Source organism: Enterobacter cloacae (assembly GCF_013375935.1).
Classification (GTDB): Bacteria; Pseudomonadota; Gammaproteobacteria; order Enterobacterales; family Enterobacteriaceae; genus Enterobacter; species Enterobacter pasteurii.
On sequence record NZ_CP056117.1, the window covers coordinates 3008403 to 3033004 of the forward strand.

Below are 24602 nucleotides of genomic sequence, written 5' to 3' on the forward strand. Positions count from 1 at the left end.
GTTAGTCCAGTTCGTTATCGAGATCGTTGTTACCAGCAGCCTGCGCCGGAGCACCCGCCACGCGGTTATATTTCGGGCTGAGCTGGATGTAGAGAATCGCCATCACTGCACCAATCACGCCCAGCGCAACCAGGTTGAAGTTGGTGAACGCCGCGGTAACGAAGCCGAGGTAGAAGAATGGCATCAGATAGCCTGCGCGCATCATGTTGATGACCATCGCATAACCAACCACCACGATCATACCCCCGGCGATGTTCAGACCGCTGGTGACCACTTCAGGAATAGCGTTCAGCATGCCCTGAACTTCGCTGGTACCGACGGAGATCGCCACGATAACCGCAGGGATCGCGATACGCATCGCCTGCAGGAACAGGGATGAAACGTGGATCCAGGAGAGCGCCGTAAGGTTGCCGTTTTCGGCTGCCTTATCCGCCGCGTGCTGGAAGGCAACGGTGATAGTACGAACGATGATGGTCAGCACCTGTCCCGCAGCGGCCAGCGGGATGGCCAGTGCGATACCGGCGCCGATACTCTGATGACCGGCGATAACCAGAACGGTTGAAATAATGGACGCCAGCGCCGCATCCGGCGCCACTGCCGCACCGATGTTCATCCAGCCGAGGGCGATCATTTCCAGGGTACCACCGATGATGATACCGGTTTTCATGTCCCCGAGAACGGCGCCAATCAACGTACAGGCCACCAGAGGGCGGTGGAACTGAAATTCATCTAGTACGGACTCCATACCCGCAATACATGCGACGATGAACACCAGCACAATCTGAAGAGTGGTAATCTCCATTGTACTTCTCCTATTACATAAGCTTTATGTGAAAACCGGCCCGGGCTTATTTCCCCACTTTGCCGATCAAATCCATCATTTTCAGTTTCGGATCCGTGGAAACCTTGCGGGCTTCCAGTTCGATACCGCGTGCATTCAGCTTGTTGAAGGCCTCGATATCTTTCGCATCGACTGAAATCGCGTTGTTGACCTGCGTTTTGCCCTGACGGAATGCCATGCCGCCAATGTTAACGGAGGTGATTTTCACGCCGCCTTCAACGAGGCGCTCGACGTCTGTCGGGTTGGTGAACAGAAGCATCACGCGCTCGCCCGCGTATTTCGGGTTGTTATAAACGCGGATCATTTTGGCGACATCCACAACGTGCGCGGTGACGCCCGGCGGTGCAACCTGGGTAAGAAGGGTTTTACGGACGGTGTCGGCGGCCACTTCGTCGCTGACCACGATAATACGCTGTACGTTGGTCTCTTTGGTCCAGCGCGTCGCCACCTGCCCGTGGATCAGACGGTCATCGATACGCGCGAGGCCGATAACCATATAATCGTTCGGGCCCATTGGCTTCGCCGGGGCTGCCGCTTTCGGTGCCGCGGGAGCAGGGGCGGGTTTTTCAACCGGCTGTGCCTTCAGGGCCTTCACGCCCTCGCGGCCGGTTTCCACCGCCAGCGCCACCAGTTCATCGAAGCCCGGGTTGTCGTCGCGCGCCATAAAGGTTTCCACCAGCATCGGGATATTCACCCCGGCGACGACTTCATAATGCTCTTTATCGACGACAATGCGGCTGGCAGCGTTGAACGGGCTGCCGCCCCATGTATCCACGAGAAACAGCACGCCTTTGCTGGTATCCAGTTTCTCCAGCTGAGCAGTGTACTTTTCAATCAGCGTCTCGGCGTTTTCACCGGGAACGAAATCGATCCAGCCGACGTTTTCCTGCTCGCCCAACAGCATCTCTGCCGTTTTGAGTAACTGCTCCGCAGCCCAACCATGTGTGCCTATGACAATAGCAATGGTCACTTGCTACCTCCTTTTATTATCATTGATACGTCTGCCAGGCAGGCGTATTGAGAATCGTATTGGCGAACCGAATCGATTCAGATAAGGGTTAGAGTTCTAAAAACTAAGACTTCCGCGAATTATTTTAGATAGTGAAAAAATAATTTATGTGATGAAGATCCGTAATTTAGCTACGCCTTACAGATTTTTCTGTAAGGTAAACCGCGTGTGTTACAGAAGATTGCAAAGGAACGTAAATCTTTGCTAAAAACCACTTGTCTCTGATATGTTTAGCCTCCGTTTAATAATTCAGGAGTATAGGGCTACAGCCCACTATATGGACCGTCACCGACGTCAGTCATCTATCAGGCCATCCCGCGCCTTCTTCAACGGCGATCTTCGCCACGCACCATCGCTCATTCCCTGTGATCTGCCCAACCGTACCGGGGCACCGCTTTGTCATTCCTTTAGCAGGAGCGTCTCATGGAATTCTTAATGGACCCGTCAATCTGGGTCGGCTTGCTTACGCTGGTCGTGCTGGAGATCGTTCTCGGTATCGACAACCTGGTATTTATCGCCATCCTCGCGGACAAGCTGCCGCCGAAACAGCGTGATAAAGCGCGTCTGATCGGCCTCTCGCTGGCGCTGATCATGCGACTGGGCTTACTGTCCGTGATCTCGTGGATGGTCACCCTGACGAAGCCCCTGTTCACCGTTATGGATTTCACCTTCTCCGGACGCGATTTGATCATGCTGGTGGGGGGGCTTTTCCTGCTGTTCAAAGCCACAACAGAGCTACATGAACGGCTGGAGAACCGGCAGCACGACGGTGGGCACGGGAAAGGCTACGCCAGCTTCTGGGTGGTCGTGCTTCAGATTGTGGTGCTTGATGCGGTCTTCTCGCTGGATGCGGTGATTACTGCGGTGGGCATGGTGAACCATCTGCCGGTGATGATGGCGGCCGTTGTGATTGCGATGGCGGTAATGCTGCTGGCCTCGAAGCCGCTGACGCGCTTCGTCAACCAGCATCCGACGGTAGTGGTGCTGTGTCTGAGCTTCCTGCTGATGATTGGTCTGAGCCTGGTGGCGGAAGGCTTTGGCTTCCATATTCCGAAAGGCTACCTGTACGCCGCGATTGGCTTCTCGATCCTGATCGAGCTGTTTAACCAGATTGCACGCCGTAACTTTATTAAGCAGCAGTCGAATCAGCCGCTGCGCGCCCGTACCGCAGATGCGATCCTGCGTCTGATGGGCGGTCGCCGTCAGGTGAACGTGCAGTCTGATTCCGAAAACCGTAATCCGGTGCCGGTTCCGGAAGGGGCGTTCGTGGAAGAAGAACGTTACATGATTAACGGCGTGCTCTCCCTGGCCTCCCGCTCCCTGCGCGGCATCATGACGCCGCGCGGTGAAATCAGCTGGGTCGATGCCAACCTGAGCGTCGATGAAATTCGTCAGCAGCTGCTCTCCTCACCGCACAGCCTGTTCCCGGTTTGCCGGGGCGAGCTGGATGAAATCATCGGTGTGGTGCGCGCGAAGGAGATGCTGGTGGCGCTGGAAGAGGGCATCAACGTCGAAGCTGTCGCCGCCGCGTCGCCCGCTATTGTGGTGCCGGAGACGCTGGATCCGATTAACCTGCTGGGCGTGCTGCGCCGCGCGCGCGGAAGCTTTGTTATCGTCACCAACGAATTTGGTGTGGTACAGGGTCTGGTGACGCCGCTGGACGTGCTGGAAGCCATCGCCGGGGAATTCCCTGATGCGGATGAAACGCCGGAAATCGTTGCCGACGGCGACGGCTGGCTGGTAAAAGGGACCACCGACCTGCACGCGCTGTCGCACACGCTGGGCGTGGAAAACGTGGTGAATGACGACGAAGACATCGCTACCGTGGCGGGGCTGGTGATTGCGGTTAACGGACAGATCCCGCGCGTCGGTGACGTGCTTGAACTGCCGCCGCTGCAAATTACCATCGTTGAGGCCAACGACTATCGCGTGGATATGGTGCGTATTGTTAAAGAGCAGTCAGCCCACGACGAAGAAGAGTAACGCCATCTAGCGTAACGGCATTAAGGGCACGATGTGTCCGTTGTGATGCGCTGGCGGAGGGGAACTCTCCGCCAGCCATTTCGGAAACTCCCGCAGCGGCATAGGCCGCGCATACAAAAATCCCTGCAGAATATGCACGCCGTGACGGCGCAAATAGCGCGACTGCTCCCCGGTTTCAACCCCTTCCGCAACCAGTTCAATGTTCAGCCGCTGGCCCAGGGCAATAATAATATCCGTTACCGTTGAGTTTACGGCGTCGGTGCCGATCGCGGCGGTGAAGGACTTATCGATTTTCAGCACGTCCGGATGAAGCTTTTCGAGCCAGGAAAGGGAACTGTTGCCGGTACCAAAATCATCAATCGCAAGCTTCACCCCTTTACGGTGCAGCTCGCGCACGATGCGGTAATCCACGTCGAGCAGCGCATCGCGTTCGGTTAACTCAATAATCAGCTGTTGAACCGGGCTGGCGTTAAACCAGATCCGGTTGAGATCCCGGATCAGCGCGGCGCGGCGAAAATGGCTGGCTGCCACGTTGATGCCAATATGAAAATCCCGTGAGGCGGGAAAATAGCCAATCTGACGCACCGTTTCGCTGATGACGTAGCGGGTAAGCGGCACAATCAGATTATGTTCTTCAGCCAGGGGTATAAACACGTCGGGAGAGATCGACCCCTGGCGCGGGTTATTCCAGCGCAGGAGGATCTCAACGCCGACGCACTCCCCGGTGCGGGCATTGACCAGCGGCTGGCAAAAGAGGTCAAACTCCCGGGCGGCGATCCCCATGTTGATTTCCCAGGTAAAGCTCATGCGCCGCGCCGTGGCGAGCCACGCGATATAGCCCATCAGCAAGCTGAGCATCAGCGCCAGCGGCAGCTGGGTTGGCAGATTTTTTAACGCCATCTCGCCGGGGCCTGGCCCGCTCACGGTAACGCTGAACGGATAACGCTGCGAGGGCTGTTCCAGCCGGGGCGCGTTTTCATCCAGGGCCAGGGTATCCGAAACCTGCTGCCCGTAGCGGAGAAAATTATCGCCTACCTTGAGGACAACGTCGGTAATAAGCGGCCGCTGCGGCTCGAGGATCATTTTGGTAATAAGATCGATATTCACCACCTCCATTACCCCGTCCGTGCCCTGGCCCGCCACGGGGGACCACTGGATAAGCACCGGGCTGCCTTTTAAAAGCCACCGGTCGGTCAGTAACAGCAGCTTCGGTTCACTGGACGGCAGTATCGGCTGAAATTCGCTGACGGGAACGTTACGAATGCCAAACACGCTTGAGCAATACAGCGTTCCGTCTTTTATGAGGGCGATCGAGCGTACGGTTTGCAGAATCGCAGCCTGCTTTCGCAGGACCAGATTCACCTCAGAACAGGGTTCGCCAACCAGCGAAAGGAGCGTTTCACGGTGGGTTTCCAGGGACATAAGCACCTTGTCCAGCGCGCGCACGGTGCTGTGGGTAAAGTCGAGGATCCGATCCTGATTTATGTTGCGCTGCGAAATAAAGCGTACGCCCAGGGTCAGGACGAGCGTAACGAGCGCAACCGTGACGCAGACGATAGCGCGCTTTCGGCGATAGTCTTTAATGATCGTTTGTGCATTTTGCATGAACGGTCGCCTGATAAGCACCAGTCAAAAAAGCCGGACGCAACAGAGACAGTGTAGTGGGGAATACGGGAAGCGACGAGACGAGAAGGGAAAATTCGCCCATCCGTTGCAGACGGGCGAGGGGAAGTATTAGTCGCACTGCACCTTAATGGCCAGGCCGCCGCGAGAGGTCTCGCGGTACTTCGCGTTCATGTCCTTGCCGGTTTCGTACATGGTTTCGATAACCTTATCCAGAGACACGCGCGGCTCGCTGGTACGGCGCATCGCCATGCGCGAGGCGTTGATGGCCTTGACGGAGGCGATGGCGTTACGCTCAATGCACGGCACCTGTACCTGACCGGCAACCGGATCGCAGGTCAGACCGAGGTTATGCTCCATACCGATTTCGGCCGCCACGCAAACCTGCTCTGGGCTTGCACCCAGCAGCTCCGCCAGACCGGCTGCCGCCATGGAGCAGGCAACGCCCACCTCACCCTGACAGCCTACCTCAGCGCCGGAGATAGACGCGTTCATCTTGTACAGCGCGCCGATGGCGCCTGCCGCGAGGAAATAACGGATATAAATGTCCGGCGTCACGGGCTCAATAAAGTGATCGTAGTAGGCCAGCACGGCCGGAACGATACCGCACGCGCCGTTGGTTGGCGCCGTCACGACGCGACCACCCGCGGCGTTCTCTTCGTTAACCGCCAGCGCGAACATGTTTACCCAGTCAACCACGTTCATCGGGTCGTTGGAGAACTTGTCCGTGGTCACCAGCATACGGCGCAGCGCAGAGGCACGACGCGGTACGCGCAGCGGCCCGGGCAGAACGCCTTCGGTGTTCATCCCGCGGTCAATACAGGCGCGCATGGTTTGCCACACGTTGGCAAAATAGTCTTCGATCTCTTTTTTGCTGTGCAGCGCCAGCTCGTTCTGCATCACCATACCGGACAGGGACAGGCCGGTCTCTTTGCAGTAGCCCAGCATCTCGGTAGCGGATTTGAACGGATAGGGCACGTTGACGTCGCCCGCGCTCTCTTTACCAAAATGCTCTTCATCAACGATGAAGCCGCCGCCGATGGAGTAATAGGTTTTGCTGTAGATCTCTTTTTCGCCGCTCCAGGCATGAATGGTCATGCCGTTTTCATGCAGCGGCAGGTTGTCGCTGCGAAAACGCATCCCGTCATCCTGCGGGAAATCCACTTCGTGCTGGCCGTTAGCCAGCAGCAGGCGACCGCGCGTTTCCACGTCGCGGATGAATGCCGGAATGGCATCAATATCAACAGTGTCCGGCATGTTGCCCGCCAGACCCATAATAATGGCGATATCGGTGTGGTGGCCTTTACCCGTTAATGACAGTGAACCGTAAACGTCTACGGCGACACGGGTAACGCTTTCCAGTAATCCTTTTTCGACCAGATCATCGACGAACTGTTTACCGGCCTTCATCGGCCCTACAGTGTGGGAAGAGGACGGGCCAATCCCCACTTTGAACATGTCGAATATACTAATCACTTTCACACTCCTGACAGGGTTACTGGGGTTCCAGTAACGATGTTATAACTGCGCATAGTGTAAGAGGGAACATCAACCTCGGCTTAACTATTCACATGAATTAAACTAATGGTTAACGATGGTTTTGCTAATAGCGCGACGCCGATCGCAAACCTGCCAGAAAAGGGTGGAATGTAAAGTATAGTCAAGGCTTCAGGCCGATTTGCAGGGCCAGTTCACGAATAATGCCTGCCGTCATGCCCCAGACAAAATAATGCTGGTACCACGACAGCCAGACCCGATGATCGTGTCCGCGACGGTGAATATCCAGCGGGTGATAGCGGCTCAATCGAAGGGCCTCTTCCAGCGGCATTTCGAACACCGCAGACACTTCATCGACGCTGGCGTGATACTGAAGATTGGGGGGGATAATGCCGACGACCGGGGTGACCTGAAAACCGGTTACGCTGTCGACCGGCGGCAGCACCCCGATGACCTCGACGGCTTCAGGCGGGATGGCCACTTCTTCGTGTGCCTCACGCAGTGCGGCAGCAATCAGCGAAGCGTCGGTGCTGTCCACCGCGCCGCCGGGAAACGCAACCTGGCCGGCGTGTTTTCGCATATGGGGGGAGCGCTGCGTCAGCAGCAGGCCCGGCTGCTCCCGACGCACCACGGGGATCAGCACCGCCGCCTGACGTTGATTCAGCGTGGCGCGGTTAATCTGGGGCCGCAAAAGCTGAAAGCGCGATAAAAAATCATCCAGCGTCAGGTTCTCTTTCTCCACCGTTAGTTCTCCAGCTGCTTCAGAATACGATTCACTTTATCAAAGGTTTCCTGATATTCCGCCTCAACCTGACTGTCGGCCACAATGCCGCCGCCCGCGGAGCAGTACAGGGTGCCGTTGCTGGCCGTCAGGGTGCGAATGGTGATGCTGGTATCCATGGTCCCGCACAGGCTGATATAGCCGATGCTCCCGCACCAGGCGTTGCGGCGATGTGGCTCCAGCTCATCGATAATCTCCATCGCGCGGACCTTTGGCGCACCGGTGATGGAGCCGCCAGGAAACGCCGCGCGAAGCAGATCGCAGGCCGAGCGCGACGCGGGCAGACGCGCGGTAACGGTGCTGACCAGATGGTGCACCGCCGGGAAAGGCTCCACGACGAACAGCTCCGGCACGCGCACGCTGCCCGGCTCGGCGACGCGGCCGATATCATTGCGCATCAGGTCGACAATCATCAGGTTTTCAGCCCGGTCTTTCGGCGAGGCCGCCAGCTTTTCCGCCTGCTGGCGGTCGGCATCCGGATCGGCAAGGCGCGGCAGGGTGCCCTTAATCGGGCGGGTCTGAATTATACCTTCCGCCAGATGAATAAAGCGCTCGGGCGACAGGCTGAGGATCGTGCCGCGTTCAAGGCGTAAAAACGCGCTGAACGGGGCCTTATTGCTGGCATTAAGGCGGGTGAACGCCTGCCACTCGTCCCCGCGGTACGCGGCCTGGAAACGCTGGGCAAGGTTAACCTGATAGCAGTCACCGCTTTGCAGATAGGCCTGTACGCGGGAGAATTTTTCCGCGTAGTCCGCGGCGGTCATGTTCGAGCGCCAGCCGGAGGCAAGCCTGAAGGGTTCCACCGGAGCGGGACGTTGCGCCTCAAGCCAGGCCAGACGGCCCTGCACGTCACCATGGCATACCAGGGAAACCGTCTGTTTACGATGATCCACGATCAGCGCCCAGTCATACAGCCCCACCGCCATATCGGGCAGGGAAATATCCGCCAGCGCCCGTCCGGGCAGCGTTTCAAAGCGGCGGCCCAGATCGTAGCCAAACAGGCCCAGGGCGCCACCCTGGAACGGGAGATCCGGGCTTGGGGCGGCTGATAATCCCAGCGCGCCGATCTCCTCCTGAAGCCGCATCAGCGGATCGTCCGTCGGTAAAAGGCTTTCGGTGGTCAGCGTCCTGACCGGGTCGGCCACCAGAATATCGAATCGGCTGTAGGGGTGATCCGCATGGCCCGAGTGCAGCAGCATGGCGAAGGGAAGATGGCTCAGACGAGAAAACCAGAACTCGGCGGCGTCTTCACGCCAGGGCAAGGCAATAACAGTGGGGAAGCGCATGTTCATGTATGGCATACTACCGGGCAGCGTGAAATAATTAGCGCGAATAATTTAGCAGGAGTTGACGATGTTTGCAGGTTTACCTTCTCTCAGCCATGACCAGCAGCAGAAAGCTGTTGAGCGTATCCAGGAGCTGATGTCCCAGGGGATGAGCAGCGGACAGGCGATTTCCCAGGTCGCGGAAGAACTTCGCGCCAACCATACCGGCGAGCGGATCGTGGCGCGTTTTGAGGATGAAGATGAAGAGTAACGGGCTTACATCGCCGCGATAATCTTGATCTCTACCTTATATTCCGGTTTCATCAGTGCGGCCTGTACGGTACAGCGTACAGGCGCATGACCTGCCACCACCCACGCATCCCAGGCTTTGTTCATTGCCGCGAAATCGTCCTTATTTGCCAGGAAAATCGTCGCATCCAGAATGCGGGATTTGTCACTGCCCTGTTTTTCCAGCACGGCGTCGATCTGCGCCAGGGTGTTCGCGGTCTGCTCGAAGGCGTCGGCGTCCAGGTTAGCGGGCACGCCGGTGTAGTAGAGCGTCTGGTTGTGGATCACCACATCAGACCAGCGGGCTTCGGCATCAATGCGCACAATAGTCATAAACGTATCCTCGTTATTTTTCGTCGTCAGCCGGCAAGACTGCCATATTGTTCCGCCGTCGTCACTATTTGGGGTGGCACAGGAGAGGATGGGCTGACATAATCCCTGTGCAAAAATACAGTGAGAGAACACCGTGGCAGACGATTTTTCCCCAGAAGGTCAGTTAGCACAGGCTATTCCCGGCTTTAAGCCGCGTGAACCCCAGCGTCAGATGGCGCATGCCGTCGCGCACGCCATCGACAAGGCGCAGCCGCTGGTGGTGGAGGCCGGAACCGGCACGGGGAAAACCTACGCTTACCTCGCGCCTGCGCTGCGGGCGAAAAAGAAGGTGATCATCTCTACGGGATCAAAAGCCCTACAGGACCAGCTCTACAGCCGTGACCTGCCGACGGTGGCGAAAGCGCTGAAATACAAAGGCCGTCTGGCGCTGCTGAAAGGGCGTTCTAACTACCTCTGCCTGGAGCGGCTCGAACAGCAGGCGCTGGCGGGAGGCGATTTGCCGGTGCAAACCCTGAGCGATGTGATTGTCCTGCGCGCCTGGGCCAACCAGACGGAGGAGGGGGATATCAGCACCTGCGCGAGCGTGCCGGAAGACTCCCCCGCCTGGCCGCTGGTGACCAGCACCAACGATAACTGCCTCGGCAGCGACTGTCCGCTGTATAAAGACTGCTTTGTGGTAAAAGCGCGCAAAACCGCCATGGATGCGGATGTGGTGGTGGTCAACCACCACCTGTTCCTCGCGGATATGGTAGTGAAAGACAGCGGCTTTGGGGAACTCATTCCCGAAGCGGAGGTGATGATCTTCGATGAAGCCCACCAGCTGCCGGACATCGCCAGCCAGTATTTCGGCCAGTCGCTCTCAAGCCGCCAGCTTCAGGACCTGGCGAAAGATTTCACCATTGCCTATCGCACCGAATTAAAAGACACCCAGCAGCTGCAAAAGTGCGCCGATCGCCTGGCGCAGTGCGCGCAGGACTTCCGTTTACAGCTCGGCGAGCCGGGCTATCGCGGCAACCTGCGCGAACTGCTCGCAGACAAAAACATTCAGCGCGCGCTGCTGCTGCTCGATGACGCTCTTGAGCTCTGCTACGACGTGGCGAAGCTGTCTCTTGGACGCTCCGCCCTGCTGGACGCCGCCTTTGAGCGCGCCACGCTCTATCGCGGGCGGCTGAAGCGGCTGAAGGAGATTAACCAGCCGGGGTACAGCTACTGGTATGAATGCACCTCGCGCCACTTCACCCTGGCGCTGACGCCGCTGACCGTTGCCGATAAGTTCAAAGAGGTGATGGCGCAAAAGCCCGGCACCTGGGTCTTTACTTCCGCCACGCTGTCCGTCAATGACGATCTGCACCACTTTACCGAGCGCCTCGGCATCGAGCAGGCAGAATCCCTGCTTCTGCCGAGCCCTTTTGACTATGAAAAACAGGCGCTGCTGTGCGTGCCGCGCAATCTGCCGCTGCCGAATCAGCCGGGGGCGGCGCGTCATCTGGCAGCAATGCTCAAGCCGATGATTGAGGCCAACAACGGCCGCTGCTTTATGCTCTGTACCTCTCACGCCATGATGCGCGATCTGGCCGAGCAGTTCCGCGCCACCATGACCCTGCCGGTGCTATTGCAGGGTGAAACCAGCAAAGGCCAGCTGCTCCAGCAGTTCGTCAGCGCCGGTAACGCCCTGCTGGTGGCGACCAGCAGCTTCTGGGAAGGGGTGGACGTGCGCGGCGATACGCTCTCGCTGGTGATTATCGATAAACTGCCGTTCACCTCGCCGGACGACCCGCTGCTGAAAGCGCGCATGGAGGATTGCCGCCTGCGCGGGGGCGATCCGTTCGACGACGTTCAGCTGCCGGACGCGGTAATTACCCTTAAACAGGGGGTAGGGCGCCTGATCCGCGACGTTACCGATCGTGGCGTGCTGGTTATCTGCGACAACCGCCTGGTGATGCGCCCCTACGGTGCCACCTTCCTTGCCAGCCTGCCGCCCGCGCCGCGCACGCGGGATATTAAACGCGCGGTTCGCTTCCTGGCGAACCCAACGGCGGAGTAATTCTCGCCGGAGTGTGTTAAGATGCGCGCCATTTTGTGACTGACCATTGCGAGAGCGCGACGACTGATGCGAATTCTGGCTATTGATACCGCGACAGAGGCCTGTTCCGTTGCCCTGTGGAACGACGGTACGATCTTTGCTCATTTCGAAGAGTGCCCACGGGAACACACCCAGCGTATTCTGCCCCTGGTGAAAACCATTTTAACCGAGGGCAACGCCGCCCTGACCGATCTCGACGCGCTGGCCTATGGCCGTGGGCCGGGCAGCTTCACGGGCGTACGTATCGGGATTGGCATTGCGCAGGGGCTGGCGCTGGGCGCCGAGCTGCCGATGATCGGCGTCTCTACGCTTGCAACGATGGCTCAGGGCGCCTGGCGCATGACCGGGGCCACCCGCGTGCTGGCCGCGATTGATGCCCGCATGGGTGAAGTGTACTGGGCGGAATATACCCGCGATGAAAACGGCGTCTGGCACGGCGAAGAGACGGAAGCGGTGCTTAAGCCTGAAGCCGTTACGGAACGCCTGAAGCAGCTCACCGGCGAGTGGGCAACGGTCGGAACCGGCTGGCCAGCATGGCCTGAGATGGCGAAGGATACCGGCATCACGCTGGTGGACGGCAACATGCTCCTGCCTGCCGCTGAAGATATGCTCCCGATCGCCGGTCAGCTGCTTGCCGCAGGTAAAACCGTGGCGGTTGAACACGCTGAACCGGTTTATTTACGAAACACCGTCGCGTGGAAGAAACTTCCGGGCCGCGAGTGAATCTCAGTAACAGGAACTGAGAAAAAGGAGTCGCATCATGGCGGTTCAGACTAAAGTTGTACGCTTTTTTATGGCAGGCGCGTTTGCCATAGCGCTGAGCGGGTGCGTTACCGTTCCTGATGCGATTAAGGGCACCAGCCCGACGCCACAGCAGGATCTGGTACGCGTGATGAACGCCCCGGAGCTGTACGTTGGCCAGGAAGCGCGGTTTGGCGGCAAGGTGGTTGACGTCGTTAACCAGCAGGGGAAAACCCGCCTGGAAATTGCCACCGTCCCGCTGGACGGCGGCGCGCGGCCTGTTCTGGGTGAAGCCTCGCGCGGGCGGATCTACGCGGACGTTAGCGGCTTCCTCGACCCGGTTGATTTCCGTGGACAGCTGGTGACCGTTGTCGGCCCGATCACCGGTTCGGTGGCGGGTAAAATCGGCAATACGCCGTACAAATTTATGACCATGCAGGTTAACGGCTACAAGCGCTGGCGTATTGCCCAGCAGGTCGTCATGCCGCCGCAGCCGATCGACCCCTGGATGTGGGGCCCTCATCCGTACCGTTACGGCTACGGTGGCTGGGGCTGGTACACCCCAGGCCCTGCACAGGTACAAACCATCGTAACCGAGTAAGTTACTGTTATTGATAGAAAAGAGACAGCGGCTTAGCCGCTGTCTCTGTTTTTTTACGGATAAAACGAAAAAAAAGAGTGACGCGCTTCGCAACCTGCAATCTGAACAATTAATAAACTGGTACGCTGAGTTAATATAATGTTAACAAACTGTTTATTATCGGGGCTGTGATGACGACGAACACTCATTTCAGAGGTGATGCATTGAAAAAGGTTTGGCTTAACCGTTATCCCGCGGATGTCCCTGCGGAGATCAATCCTGACCGTTATCAATCCCTGATTGAATTATTTGAACACTCGGTACGGCGTTATGCTGACCAGCCCGCATTTGTGAACATGGGCGAAGTGATGACCTTCCGAAAGCTGGAAGAGCGCAGCCGGGCGTTTGCGGCCTATTTACAGGAAGGGTTGGGGTTGCAGAAAGGGGATCGCGTCGCGCTGATGATGCCGAACCTGCTGCAGTATCCGGTGGCGCTGTTCGGGATCCTCAGGGCCGGGATGATCGTTGTGAACGTCAACCCGCTTTACACCCCGCGCGAGCTGGAGCATCAGCTGAATGACAGCGGTGCGGCGGCGATTGTGATCGTCTCCAACTTTGCCCACACGCTGGAAAAGGTGGTTGAAAGAACCCAGGTCAAACACGTTATCCTGACGCGCATGGGCGACCAGCTCTCTACCGCGAAAGGTACGCTGGTCAACTTTGTCGTCAAATACGTTAAGCGCCTGGTACCAAAATACCATCTGCCGGACGCCATCTCTTTCCGCCGCGCGCTGCATGCGGGCTACCGGATGCAGTACGTGAAGCCGGAAATCGTGGCGGAAGATCTGGCGTTTCTGCAATACACCGGTGGCACAACCGGCGTGGCTAAAGGGGCGATGCTGACCCATCGCAACATGCTGGCGAACCTTGAGCAGGTTAACGCCACCTACGGCCCGCTGCTGCACCCGGGCAAAGAGCTTGTGATCACCGCGCTTCCGCTGTATCACATTTTCGCCCTGACCATGAACTGCCTGCTGTTTATCGAGCTGGGCGGCCAGAACGTGCTGATCACAAACCCGCGCGACATCCCCGGCCTGGTTAAGGAGCTGGCGAAATACCCGTTCACCGCCATGACCGGCGTGAACACCCTGTTTAACGCGCTGCTTAACAACAAAGAGTTCCAGCAGCTCGATTTTTCCACGCTGCACCTTTCGGCGGGCGGCGGTATGCCCGTCCAGCAGGCGGTTGCCGAGCGCTGGGTGAAGCTCACCGGGCAGTATCTGCTGGAAGGCTACGGCCTGACGGAGTGCGCGCCGCTGGTCAGCGTGAACCCGCACGATATTGACTACCACAGCGGCAGCATCGGCCTGCCGGTGCCGTCGACGGAAGCAAAGCTGGTGGACGATGAGGGCAATGAAGTGCCTCATGGCGAGCCCGGCGAGCTGTGCGTAAGAGGGCCGCAGGTGATGCTGGGCTACTGGCAGCGCCCGGATGCCACGGACGACATCATCAAAGACGGCTGGCTCTACACCGGCGACATTGCGGTGATGGATGACGAAGGTTTCCTGCGCATCGTCGATCGCAAAAAAGACATGATCCTCGTTTCCGGCTTCAACGTCTATCCGAACGAAATTGAAGATGTGGTCATGCAGCACAGCGGCGTGCTGGAAGTGGCGGCAGTGGGCGTCCCGTCCGGCAGCAGCGGCGAAGCGGTGAAGATATTTGTGGTCAGGAAACAGGGTTCGCTGACGGAAGAGGAGCTGATAACCTTCTGTCGCCGTCACCTGACGGGATATAAAGTGCCGAAGCTGGTGGAATTCCGCGACGAGCTGCCGAAATCCAACGTCGGGAAGATATTACGACGAGAATTACGTGACGAAGCCCGCGCCAACGTGGACAATAAGGCCTGAGCTTCACGTTAATCGCCCAGACGCCGGTTAAGCCGGCGTTTTTTATGGGCGCAAACAAAAGAGAGTCCGATTTGAATTACCAGATGATCACTACCAACGACGAGCTGGCTTCGCTGTGCGAGGTGACGCGTGATTTCCCCGCTATCGCCCTGGATACGGAATTTGTCCGCACCCGAACATACTACCCCCAGCTGGGTCTGATTCAGATGTATGACGGCAAACACGTGTCGTTGATTGACCCCCTTGGCATCACCGACTGGGCGCCAATGCGCGAGCTGTTGCTTGATACCGCCGTAACGAAATATCTGCACGCGGGCAGTGAAGATCTGGAAGTATTCCTCAACACCTTTGGCATCATGCCGCAGCCGCTGATTGACACCCAGATCCTCGCGGCGTTCAGCGGTCGTCCGCTCTCCTGGGGCTTTGCGGCGATGGTGGAAGAGTACACCGGCCTGACGCTCGATAAGAGCGAGTCCCGCACCGACTGGCTGGCGCGTCCGCTGACGGCGCGCCAGCTTGAATATGCCGCGGCAGACGTGTTCTACCTGCTGCCGATCGCCGGCCAGCTAATGAAGGAGGCGGAAGCCTCCGGCTGGCTGGACGCCGCGCTGGACGAGTGCCGCATGACCCAACAGCGTCGTCAGGAAGTCGTTGACCCGAAAGAGGCCTGGCGTGATATCACCAACGCCTGGCAGCTGCGCACGCGCCAGCTGGCCTGCCTGCAGCTGCTGGCCGACTGGCGCCTGCGTAAAGCGCGCGAGCGTGACCTGGCGGTTAATTTCGTGGTGCGCGAAGAGCATCTGTGGGCCGTAGCGCGCTACATGCCGGGCAGTCTTGGCGAGCTGGACAGCATCGGCCTTTCCGGGAGCGAGATCCGCTTCCACGGCAAAACCCTGCTCGCGCTGGTTGAGAAAGCCCGGCAGCTGCCGGAAGAGGCGCTGCCGGAGCCGCTGCTAAACCTGATGGATATGCCGGGCTACCGCAAGGCGTTTAAGGATATCAAAGCGCTGGTGCAGGCGGTGGCGAGCGAAAGCAGGCTGAGCGCGGAGCTGCTGGCTTCACGTCGGCAGATTAACCAGCTGCTGAACTGGCACTGGAAGTTAAAGCCGCAGAACGGCCTGCCGGAGCTTGTCGCGGGATGGCGGGGTGAACTGATGGCCGAACGCCTGAATACCCTGCTGGAAGGTTATCCGCGCTAACAAATATGCCGGGCATATACCCGGCATATTTCCCCGGTGGCGCTGCGCCTGCCGGGGTTACGAACTACCAACGATTTAACGTGACTCTTCCGCTTCCGGAAGCGTCACGTTCAGCTCCAGAATTGAAATATCCCCGTCTTTTTGCTCCAGCTGAACGGTGACCATTTCCGGGTCAATCTGCACGTATTTGCAGATCACTTCCAGAATGTCTTTACGCAGCTGCGGCAGGTAGTGCGGCTCGGCGTCGCTACGACGGCGCTCCGCAACGATGATTTGCAGACGTTCTTTTGCGATGTTGGCGGTGCTTTTTTTCCGCGAGAGAAAAAAGTCCAGTAATGCCATAACTTATCCTCCGAACAGGCGTTTGAGGAAACCTTTCTTCTCTTCTTCAATGAAGCGGAAAGGACGTTCTTCTCCCAGCAGACGGTCAACGGTATCCGCATACGCTTTACCCGCGTCTGCCTGTGTATCCAGAATCACCGGCTCGCCCTGGTTTGATGCGCGCAGCACGGACTGATCTTCCGGGATGACGCCAACCAGCTTGATGCGCAGGATCTCCAGCACGTCTTCCATGCTCAGCATGTCACCTTTATTCACGCGGCCCGGGTTGTAGCGGGTCAGCAGAAGGTGCTCTTTGATCGGCTCCTGGCCATTTTCCGCGCGGCGGGATTTCGAGGCCAGAATGCCGAGAATACGGTCGGAGTCACGTACCGACGAGACTTCCGGGTTGGTGGTGATGATGGCTTCATCCGCGAAGTAAAGCGCCATCAGCGCGCCGGTTTCGATACCGGCAGGGGAGTCGCAGACCACGAAGTCGAACTCCATTTTTTTCAGATCGTCGAGCACCTTCTCCACGCCTTCGCGGGTCAGGGCATCTTTATCGCGGGTCTGGGACGCCGGGAGAATGTAGAGGTTCTCGGTGCGCTTGTCTTTAATTAACGCCTGGTTAAGGGTGGCATCGCCCTGAATGACGTTCACGAAGTCATACACCACGCGACGCTCGCAGCCCATAATCAGGTCCAGGTTACGCAGACCGATATCGAAGTCGATTACGACGGTTTTCTTTCCCTTCTGGGCCAAACCAGTAGCGATGGCCGCGCTGGAGGTGGTCTTGCCAACGCCTCCTTTACCCGAAGTCACAACAATAATGCGTGCCATAGAAATTCCTTGTTAAAAGGGATCAATTTAACGGTTGAACGGTCAAAGCGTTGTCTGCCAGCTGCAGACGGGCCGCTTTGCCATAAAATTCGGCTGGGATTTTATCGCTCAGCCAATATTCACCTGCGATAGACACCAGTTCTGCCGTCAGGTGAGTACAAAATATTTGTGCTTCTCGATCGCCGCTGGCACCCGCAAGCGCACGTCCACGCATCATACCGTAAACGTGAATATTGCCATCTGCAATCAGTTCAGCGCCCGCGCTGACGTGGCTTGTAACGATCAGATCACAGTTTGGCGCATAAATGCGCTGACCGGAACGAACCGGCAGATCAATCAATCGCGTTTTTGTGACAGCGGTTACGTTTTGCGCCGGAGGCGGGGGAACGGGAACGATTGCAGGCGCTGCGCGGGGGGCTTTTTCTTTGCCTTCGCTCAGCAGCGGCAAACCTGCCCGGTCAATTTCGGCTTTCAGCTCAGCGTCTTTGCAGCCGCTGATGCCCACGATGCGCAACCCCGTAGAGGCGACGGCCTGCTGGAGTCGCTTCCAGTTCACCGGACCCTCAAGGTCGCTTACATTAATGACGACGGGCGCATGCTTAAGAAAAGCGGGAGCCTGCGCGATTTTGTCTTCTAACGCCTGACGAATAACCTCGGGTTTTGCATCATGCAAATGAACCACTGATAAGGTGAAGCTACTGCCTTTAAGCTCGATGGGCGTATTTGACATCCTGGCCTTACTCAATTTGCTATTAACCGCAACACATCGCCGCGATATTCCGAAGAGTATCAGGCATGTTATAGTCAGGAGTATATTGAGGCAAGCAACCACCCGTTAATTCAGAGTAAAAACATGTTTTGTGTGATCTACAGAAGTACCAGCCGCGACCAGACCTATCTTTATGTCGAAAAGAAAGACGATTTTTCCCGCGTGCCGGAAGAATTAATGAAAAGCTTTGGCCGACCGCAGCTGGCGATGCTGCTGCCGCTGGATGGCCGCAAGAAGCTGGTCAATGCCGATCTGGAAAAAGTGAAAAAGGCATTAGCGGATCAAGGCTATTATTTACAGCTTCCGCCACCGCCGGAGAATTTATTAAAACAGCATCTTGAGGCGAGCGGAAAGAAATAACTCCCGCTCTTTCCGGGATCAACTTCTCAACCGATTAGGGGTCGACCATGTATCAACATCATAACTGGCAAGGTGCATTACTGGATTATCCCGTCAGCAAAGTGGTCTGCGTGGGCAGCAACTATGCGAAACATATTCAGGAGATGGGCAGCGCCGTGCCGGAGGAGCCGGTTCTGTTTATCAAGCCAGAAACCGCGCTGTGCGATATTCGCCAGCCGCTGGTGCTCCCGCAGGGGCTTGGCTCGGTGCATCATGAAGTGGAGCTGGCGGTGCTGATAGGCGCGACGCTGCGCCAGGCCACCGAAGATCACGTGCAGAAAGCGATTGCGGGTTACGGTGTTGCGCTGGATCTGACCCTGCGCGACGTGCAGGGTAAAATGAAGAAGGCGGGGCAGCCGTGGGAAAAAGCCAAGGGTTTTGATAATTCCTGCCCCATCTCCGGTTTCGTTCCGGTAAGCGAATTTACCGACGATCCGCAGAACACGACGCTCAGCCTGACGGTAAACGGCGCGGTCCGCCAGCAGGGCACCACCGCTGACATGATCCACAAGATCGTCCCGTTGATTGCCTACATGAGCCGCTTCTTCACCCTGAAGCCCGGCGATGTGATCCTCACCGGCACCCCGGAAGGCGTGGGTCCCCTGCACAGCGGCGACGAACTGGACGTCAGCTTTAACGGCCTGTCGCTGAAAACCCGCGTGCTGTAAAAGCGCCTTGCCGCCCGAAAAGGGCGGCAAAACTTGCATCAACGTGCCAGACTCGTTATAAGGTGCGCTCTATTTTGACGTGTGGACATCCTGATGAACGATATTCCTTTCTGGCAAAGCAAAACTCTCGACGACATGACCGACGCGGAGTGGGAATCGTTGTGTGACGGCTGCGGGCAGTGCTGCCTGCATAAGCTGATGGATGAAGATTCGGACGAAATCTATTTCACCAACGTAGCCTGCAGGCAGCTAAACATCAAAACCTGCCAGTGCCGCAACTACGATCGCCGTTTCGAATACGAACCGGACTGCATCAAACTAACCCGTGAAAACCTGCCGACCTTCGAGTGGCTGCCGCACACCTGCGCCTATCGCCTGCTGGCGGAAGGAAAGGGGCTGCCGGCGTGGCACCCGCTGCTGACGGGATCCAAAGCGGCGATGCACGGCGAACGCATTTCCGTGCGCCACATTGCGGTGAAAGAGTCTGAGGTGCGGGACTGGGAAGACCACATTCTGAATCATCCCAACCGTTGATAATAAAAAAAACCGCCGAGGCGGTTTTTTATTGGGATGCGGCCTGATGCCCTCACCCCAACCCTCTTCCACGGGAGAGGGCGCAAAAACTAAAAACGGCAACTATCGTTGCCGTTTTGCTTTTACCTTCCGAACAAATCGCGTTTCTTCGGCCTGAACGGCTGGGCAATCAGCACCAGCAGCGCCACCACGAAGTAGGCCACAAAAATGCCTACCAGCCACTGCGGCATCTCCAGCGTCAGAAATTCCCACTGGCGAACGGAGCAGTCTCCGGATGCGACAAACACCTGCGGCAGCCATTTATCCAGCGGCAGCCAGCTCGGGAAGCGGGCAGCAAAATCGCAGGTCATAAACGGTGAAGGGTGAAGCTGCATCTGGGTATGCTCCCAGGCAAGCGCAATCCCTTTCCAGGCGCTGTACAGCCAGATGGCAATCGCCCCATAGCGTAACGGCGTGTTGGGGGCAATCGCACCGACCAGACCCGCGCCCATAATGCCGAACAGCGCGCAGCGCTCATATATACACAGCACGCATGGTTTCAGCCCCATCACATGCTGAAACCACAGCGCGACCATTTCCAGCGCGAAGGCGGTCAGGGCCATCAACAACCAGGCTCCGCGACCGCGTGAGCACTGGTTCAAAAATCGCAACATAATCATTTCCCTGGAACATGCTTAGAAAGCGCAGTGTAAACGAATTTTAATGCGCCGCAAGTATACCCGCTTGTAACAGCCATTGCGTACAGGGAACGAGAGTAATTTTGATGCACAGCAAACCAACAAGGGTGAGCACCAGCGTATACGGCAGCGCCATCCAGACCATTCTTCCATAAGAAAGACGTATGAGTGGCGCCAGCGCCGAGGTCAGCAGGAACAGGAATGCCGCCTGGCCGTTCGGTGTCGCAACGGAGGGCAGGTTGGTCCCGGTGTTGATGGCTACCGCCAGCAGCTCAAACTGCCCGGTGCTGACGATCCCTTGCTCCATCGCCGCTTTGGCTTCGTTGATATACACCGTTCCGACGAAGACGTTATCGGATATCGAGGACAGCAGGCCGTTGAAGAGATAGAACAGCGTAAGCTGCGAGTCCGGCGAGGCCTGAAGCACAAACGCGATAATCGGCGCGAACAGATGCTGGTCGATAATCACCGCCACGACGGCGAAAAACACCGCCAGCAGGGCGGTAAACGGCAGCGCCTCGGTAAACGCTTTGCCGATGGCATGTTCATCCGTTACGCCGCCGAAGCTGGTCGCGAGAATAATCACCGACAAACCAATTAACCCGACTTCCGCAATGTGGAAGGCCAGCGCCGCGATAAGCCACACGCCGATGATGCCCTGCGCAATCAGGCGCAGCGTCTCCTGGCGCGTGCGCTGCTTGCGGCTCTGCTCGTCAAACTTGTGCAGCTCCGTGCGGACCGGCTCAGGCAGCCGAGCGCCATAGCCAAAGAGGTTGAATTTTTCGACCAGCACGCAGGTCGCTAAGCCGCAGATCAGCACCGGCACGCTGACCGGCGCCATGCGCAGGAAAAACTCGCCAAAATGCCACTCGGCCGCTTTAGCGATGATCAGGTTTTGCGGCTCCCCGACCATGGTCATCACGCCGCCGAGCGTCGTACCTACGCCCGCATGCATCATCAGGCTGCGCAGAAACGCGCGGAACTGTTCCAGCACCTCGCGGTTATGGGCCTCAACGTGGCTGTCGTCCTGTAGGCTTTCGCCGGGGCGAGACGAAGCCACCCGGTGGTAAATACCGTAGAAACCGACGGCGACGCTGATTACAACCGCCACCACCGTCAGGGCATCCAGGAAGGCCGAAAGGAAGGCCGCGGCGAGACAAAAGGCCAGCGAGAGCAGCGTTTTTGACGGAATGCTCAGCAACAGGCGCGTGAAGATAAACAGCAGCAGCTGCTTCATAAAGTAGATCCCGGCCACCATAAAGATCAGCAGCAGCAGGACCTCAAGGTTCGACGCAATCTCGTTTTTAACGTGCTCCGCGCTGGTCATGCCGATGGCCACGGCTTCCAGCGCCAGCAGGCCGCCGGGCAGCAGCGGATAGCACTTCAGCGCCATCGCCAGTGTAAAGATAAACTCGGCAACCAGCAGCCACCCGGCAACAAAGGGGTTCATTAAAAAGACTGCGGGATTGACGATCAGGAATACCAGTAGAGTGAGTTTGTACCAGTCAGGTGACTGGCCTAAAAAGTTGCGCCACAGCGCGCGGCCAAATGAAATTTCCACGACAGACGTCCTTTCCCCGTCAAGTAAGACAAGACATCAGTATACGCAAAATGGCGGCGGAGAGGGGGATAAAGCCCGTTTGTAAATTTCATAAAAATGAAACGTCGATCCCTCTTTTCTGCCTCTGCTGCGCTATCTGCCTCTGTCCGCCTCTGGTATGATGAGTGCAATTTGCTAAAAGCTGTGTAATGGAAATCTCACTATGGTCATTAAGGCGCAGAGCCCGGCGGGTTTCGCGGAAGAGTACATCATTGAAAGCATCTGGAATAATCGTTTCCCTGCGGGATCAATTCTACCTGCTGAACGCGAACTCTCTGAACTGATTGGCGTCACCCGTACCACGCTGCGAGAAGTGCTCCAGCGTCTGGCGCGCGATGGCTGGTTGACGATACAGCATGGCAAACCCACTAAAGTGAACAACTTCTGGGAAACGTCCGGGCTGAATATTCTGGAAACGCTGGCGCGTCTCGACCACGAAAGCGTACCGCAGCTAATTGATAATCTGCTTTCGGTGCGTACCAACATCGCCACCATTTTTATCCGCACCGCGTTTCGCCAGCATCCTGAAGATGCCCTGAAGGTGCTCGCCACCGCCAACGAGGTGGAAGACCACGCGGACGCTTTTGCGACCCTCGACTACAACGTGTTCCGCGGTCTGGCGTTTGCGTCCGGCAATCCGATTTATGGTCTGATCCTGAACGGCATGAAGGGGCTGTATACGCGCATTGGCCGTCACTACTTTGCCAACCCTGAAGCCCGCAGCCTGGCGCTCGGCTTCTACCATAAGCTGAGCAAGCTCTGCACCGAAGGGCTGCACGATCAGGTCTATGAAACGGTACGTCGCTACGGTCACGACTCCGGCGAAATCTGGCACCGGATGCAGAAAACCCTGCCGGGCGATTTGGCCATTCAGGGCCGCTGAAATAAAAAAACCTCTCGGCTGAGAGGTTTTTTTTCGCCCGCTGGCGCTACAGCGTATTCAGGCGCGCCGGACACCGCTCCAGCAGCTCCACGCTGCCGTCTTCGTTCTGCTGTTCCAGCAATACGTCAAATCCCCACAGGCGATGCACGTGCTTCAGCACTTCCTTACGCCCTTTATCCAGCGGCGCGCGGTTGTGCGGGATATAGCGCAGCGTCAGAGAGCGGTCCCCGCGCAGATCCACGTTCCAGACCTGAATATTCGGCTCCAGGTTGCTCAGGTTGTACTGAGACGACAGGCGCGAGCGGATCTCGCGATAGCCCTCTTCGTTATGGATCGCGGAGATTTCAAGGAAGTTGTTGCGGTCATCGTCCAGCACGGTGAAGAAGCGGAAATCACGCATGATCTTCGGCGACATAAACTGGCTGATGAAGCTCTCATCCTTGAAATCACGCATCGCGAAGTGCAGCGTTTCCAGCCAGTCGGAGCCCGCAATATCCGGGAACCAGTATTTGTCCTCTTCCGTTGGTGACTGGCAGATGCGCTTGATGTCCTGAAACATGGCAAAGCCGAGCGCGTACGGGTTGATGCCGCTGTACCACGGGCTGTTATAGGCCGGCTGGAACACCACGTTGGTGTGGCTGTGCAGAAACTCCATCATAAACCGCTCGGTGACTTTTCCTTCGTCATACAGGTGGTTAAGAATGGTGTAGTGCCAGAAGGTTGCCCAGCCTTCGTTCATGACCTGGGTCTGCTTCTGGGGATAGAAATACTGGCTCACCTTGCGCACGATGCGCAGGATCTCGCGCTGCCATGGCTCCAGCAGCGGGGCGTTCTTCTCCATAAAGTAGAGCAGGTTTTCCTGCGGCTCGGAAGGGTAGCGGCGCGCCTCGGCGACGGTTTTCTCCTCCTCGCGTTTCGGCAGGGTGCGCCACAGCATGTTCACCTGGCTTTGCAGGTACTCCTCGCGGCTCTTCTGCCGGGCTTTCTCTTCCTGCAACGAAATCTTCTGCGGGCGCTTATAGCGGTCAACGCCGTAGTTCATCAGCGCGTGGCAGGAGTCCAGCAGCTTCTCCACCTCGTCCACGCCGTAGCGCTCTTCGCAGTCGGTAATGTATTTACGGGCAAAGATCAGGTAATCGACGATGGAGCTGGCGTCCGTCCAGCTGCGGAACAGATAGTTGTTTTTGAAGAACGAGTTATGCCCGTAGCAGGCATGCGCCATCACCAGCGCCTGCATGGTAATGGTGTTCTCCTCCATCAGGTAGGCGATACACGGGTTGGAGTTAATGACGATTTCATACGCCAGCCCCTGCTGCCCGTGCTTATAGAGCCGCTCTGTCTCAATGAATTTTTTCCCGAACGACCAGTGGGGATAGTTAATCGGCATCCCGACGCTGGAGTAGGCGTCCATCATCTGTTCGGAGGTGATGACCTCAATTTGATGGGGATAGGTATCCAGACGATAGAGTTTTGCCACCCGGTCGATCTCCGCCAGGTAGACATCCAGCAACTCGAAGGTCCAGTCGGGTCCATCGCTCAGACGGGTGCTGTCCCTGGACATGGAATCTATTGTAGCCATTAGCGCGCCCTCGTTGTTGGTAGCTCTCTCTGTCTGGAGAGCCTCCTTTCAAGCATAGATCACCCCATTCAAATACGCGGGACGCAGAAAATTTTTTCTTTGCGATTTCGCGTTTTCAATACGGCAAAAAAAGCGGTGCTCACAGAATTTTCTACTGGTTAAAAATAACGCGCAGCAGGAGATGCCAAATAACCGCTATCCC

At 57.4% G+C, this 24602-nt stretch carries 24 protein-coding genes; 11 read left to right on the plus strand and 13 right to left on the minus strand.

From position 1 onward, the window contains the following. Position 1: 1 nt before the first annotated feature. Together manY and manX are read right to left on the minus strand one after the other, a co-directional pair. Positions 2-802 carry a PTS mannose transporter subunit IIC gene (gene manY, locus HWQ14_RS14125; RefSeq protein ID WP_003859914.1) on the minus strand — a complete coding sequence of 267 codons (801 nt, stop codon included), beginning with the start codon at positions 800-802 and terminating at the stop codon, positions 2-4. A 46-nt stretch (positions 803-848) separates the two neighbouring features. Next, positions 849-1811 carry a PTS mannose transporter subunit IIAB gene (gene manX / locus HWQ14_RS14130; RefSeq protein ID WP_148418039.1) on the minus strand — a complete coding sequence of 321 codons (963 nt, stop codon included), beginning with the start codon at positions 1809-1811 and terminating at the stop codon, positions 849-851. A gap of 462 nt (positions 1812-2273) precedes the next feature. Between manX and yoaE the strand changes: the two genes are divergently transcribed. Next, positions 2274-3833: a CNNM family cation transport protein YoaE gene (yoaE, locus tag HWQ14_RS14135; protein ID WP_148418038.1), complete on the plus strand. Its 1560-nt coding sequence runs from the start codon at positions 2274-2276 to the stop codon at positions 3831-3833. A 6-nt stretch (positions 3834-3839) separates the two neighbouring features. On the opposite strand, the gene HWQ14_RS14140 is transcribed toward yoaE, so the two are convergent. The 4 genes from HWQ14_RS14140 to pabB all read right to left on the minus strand — a co-directional run bounded on the left by HWQ14_RS14140 (position 3840) and on the right by pabB (position 9026). Beyond that, the gene (locus HWQ14_RS14140; protein ID WP_176610060.1) at positions 3840-5438 is read right to left on the minus strand and encodes an EAL domain-containing protein; all 1599 of its coding nucleotides are present in this window, start codon (positions 5436-5438) and stop codon (positions 3840-3842) included. Between the two features lie 129 nt (positions 5439-5567). Continuing rightward, positions 5568-6932, minus strand: a complete 1365-nt coding sequence (gene sdaA / locus HWQ14_RS14145) for an L-serine ammonia-lyase (protein ID WP_003859920.1) — start codon at positions 6930-6932, stop codon at positions 5568-5570. Positions 6933-7116: 184 nt separating this feature from the next. After that, positions 7117-7695, minus strand: coding sequence for a CoA pyrophosphatase (locus tag HWQ14_RS14150; RefSeq protein WP_148418036.1), 579 nt, complete (start codon positions 7693-7695; stop codon positions 7117-7119). Between the two features lie 2 nt (positions 7696-7697). After that, the gene (gene pabB, locus HWQ14_RS14155) at positions 7698-9026 is read right to left on the minus strand and encodes an aminodeoxychorismate synthase component 1 (RefSeq protein WP_176611199.1); all 1329 of its coding nucleotides are present in this window, start codon (positions 9024-9026) and stop codon (positions 7698-7700) included. A gap of 61 nt (positions 9027-9087) precedes the next feature. Here pabB and HWQ14_RS14160 point away from each other — a divergent pair, with 61 nt between their 5' ends. Beyond that, complete coding sequence (locus HWQ14_RS14160; protein WP_176610061.1) at positions 9088-9270, plus strand: YoaH family protein; 183 nt, start codon at positions 9088-9090, stop codon at positions 9268-9270. A 5-nt stretch (positions 9271-9275) separates the two neighbouring features. On the opposite strand, the gene HWQ14_RS14165 is transcribed toward HWQ14_RS14160, so the two are convergent. Beyond that, positions 9276-9620, minus strand: a complete 345-nt coding sequence (locus tag HWQ14_RS14165) for a RidA family protein (RefSeq protein WP_176610062.1) — start codon at positions 9618-9620, stop codon at positions 9276-9278. 133 nt (positions 9621-9753) lie between these two features. Here HWQ14_RS14165 and HWQ14_RS14170 point away from each other — a divergent pair, with 133 nt between their 5' ends. The 5 genes from HWQ14_RS14170 to rnd all read left to right on the plus strand — a co-directional run bounded on the left by HWQ14_RS14170 (position 9754) and on the right by rnd (position 16133). Beyond that, on the plus strand, positions 9754-11664 hold the full coding sequence (locus tag HWQ14_RS14170; RefSeq protein WP_148418034.1) for an ATP-dependent DNA helicase: 1911 nt from the start codon (positions 9754-9756) through the stop codon (positions 11662-11664). A 66-nt stretch (positions 11665-11730) separates the two neighbouring features. Further along, complete coding sequence (gene tsaB / locus HWQ14_RS14175; protein ID WP_148418033.1) at positions 11731-12426, plus strand: tRNA (adenosine(37)-N6)-threonylcarbamoyltransferase complex dimerization subunit type 1 TsaB; 696 nt, start codon at positions 11731-11733, stop codon at positions 12424-12426. A gap of 37 nt (positions 12427-12463) precedes the next feature. Continuing rightward, positions 12464-13045 (plus strand): Slp family lipoprotein, encoded by a 582-nt coding sequence (locus tag HWQ14_RS14180; RefSeq protein WP_176610063.1) that lies wholly within the window; start codon positions 12464-12466, stop codon positions 13043-13045. 203 nt (positions 13046-13248) lie between these two features. After that, positions 13249-14934, plus strand: coding sequence for a long-chain-fatty-acid--CoA ligase FadD (gene fadD / locus HWQ14_RS14185; RefSeq protein ID WP_148418031.1), 1686 nt, complete (start codon positions 13249-13251; stop codon positions 14932-14934). 83 nt (positions 14935-15017) lie between these two features. Further along, positions 15018-16133: a ribonuclease D gene (gene rnd, locus HWQ14_RS14190; protein ID WP_148418283.1), complete on the plus strand. Its 1116-nt coding sequence runs from the start codon at positions 15018-15020 to the stop codon at positions 16131-16133. Between the two features lie 75 nt (positions 16134-16208). Here the strand turns inward: rnd and minE are convergent, their stop codons facing one another. Genes minE through minC form a run of 3 tightly spaced genes read right to left on the minus strand, consistent with a single transcriptional unit; the run spans position 16209 to position 18021 of the window. Then, complete coding sequence (minE, locus tag HWQ14_RS14195; RefSeq protein ID WP_003859937.1) at positions 16209-16475, minus strand: cell division topological specificity factor MinE; 267 nt, start codon at positions 16473-16475, stop codon at positions 16209-16211. 3 nt (positions 16476-16478) lie between these two features. Next, positions 16479-17291, minus strand: a complete 813-nt coding sequence (gene minD / locus HWQ14_RS14200; protein WP_003859938.1) for a septum site-determining protein MinD — start codon at positions 17289-17291, stop codon at positions 16479-16481. 22 nt (positions 17292-17313) lie between these two features. Continuing rightward, positions 17314-18021 (minus strand): septum site-determining protein MinC, encoded by a 708-nt coding sequence (gene minC / locus HWQ14_RS14205; protein WP_176611200.1) that lies wholly within the window; start codon positions 18019-18021, stop codon positions 17314-17316. A 123-nt stretch (positions 18022-18144) separates the two neighbouring features. On the opposite strand from minC, the gene HWQ14_RS14210 reads away from it, so the two are divergent. The 3 genes from HWQ14_RS14210 to HWQ14_RS14220 all read left to right on the plus strand — a co-directional run bounded on the left by HWQ14_RS14210 (position 18145) and on the right by HWQ14_RS14220 (position 19661). Further along, a complete protein-coding gene (locus HWQ14_RS14210) occupies positions 18145-18420 on the plus strand; it encodes a YcgL domain-containing protein (RefSeq protein WP_148418029.1) in 276 nt (91 codons plus the stop codon). A gap of 47 nt (positions 18421-18467) precedes the next feature. Continuing rightward, complete coding sequence (locus HWQ14_RS14215; RefSeq protein ID WP_148418028.1) at positions 18468-19127, plus strand: fumarylacetoacetate hydrolase family protein; 660 nt, start codon at positions 18468-18470, stop codon at positions 19125-19127. A gap of 93 nt (positions 19128-19220) precedes the next feature. Continuing rightward, on the plus strand, positions 19221-19661 hold the full coding sequence (locus HWQ14_RS14220) for a YcgN family cysteine cluster protein (RefSeq protein ID WP_176610064.1): 441 nt from the start codon (positions 19221-19223) through the stop codon (positions 19659-19661). 122 nt (positions 19662-19783) lie between these two features. On the opposite strand, the gene dsbB is transcribed toward HWQ14_RS14220, so the two are convergent. Together dsbB and nhaB are read right to left on the minus strand one after the other, a co-directional pair. Continuing rightward, positions 19784-20314, minus strand: coding sequence for a disulfide bond formation protein DsbB (dsbB, locus tag HWQ14_RS14225; protein ID WP_148418026.1), 531 nt, complete (start codon positions 20312-20314; stop codon positions 19784-19786). 46 nt (positions 20315-20360) lie between these two features. Then, complete coding sequence (gene nhaB / locus HWQ14_RS14230) at positions 20361-21899, minus strand: Na(+)/H(+) antiporter NhaB (RefSeq protein WP_176610065.1); 1539 nt, start codon at positions 21897-21899, stop codon at positions 20361-20363. 202 nt (positions 21900-22101) lie between these two features. On the opposite strand from nhaB, the gene fadR reads away from it, so the two are divergent. After that, the gene (fadR, locus tag HWQ14_RS14235; protein WP_148418024.1) at positions 22102-22821 is read left to right on the plus strand and encodes a fatty acid metabolism transcriptional regulator FadR; all 720 of its coding nucleotides are present in this window, start codon (positions 22102-22104) and stop codon (positions 22819-22821) included. A 46-nt stretch (positions 22822-22867) separates the two neighbouring features. Here fadR and HWQ14_RS14240 read toward each other — a convergent pair whose 3' ends face one another. Beyond that, a complete protein-coding gene (locus HWQ14_RS14240; RefSeq protein ID WP_176610066.1) occupies positions 22868-24400 on the minus strand; it encodes a SpoVR family protein in 1533 nt (510 codons plus the stop codon). Between the last annotated feature and the right edge of the window lie 202 nt (positions 24401-24602).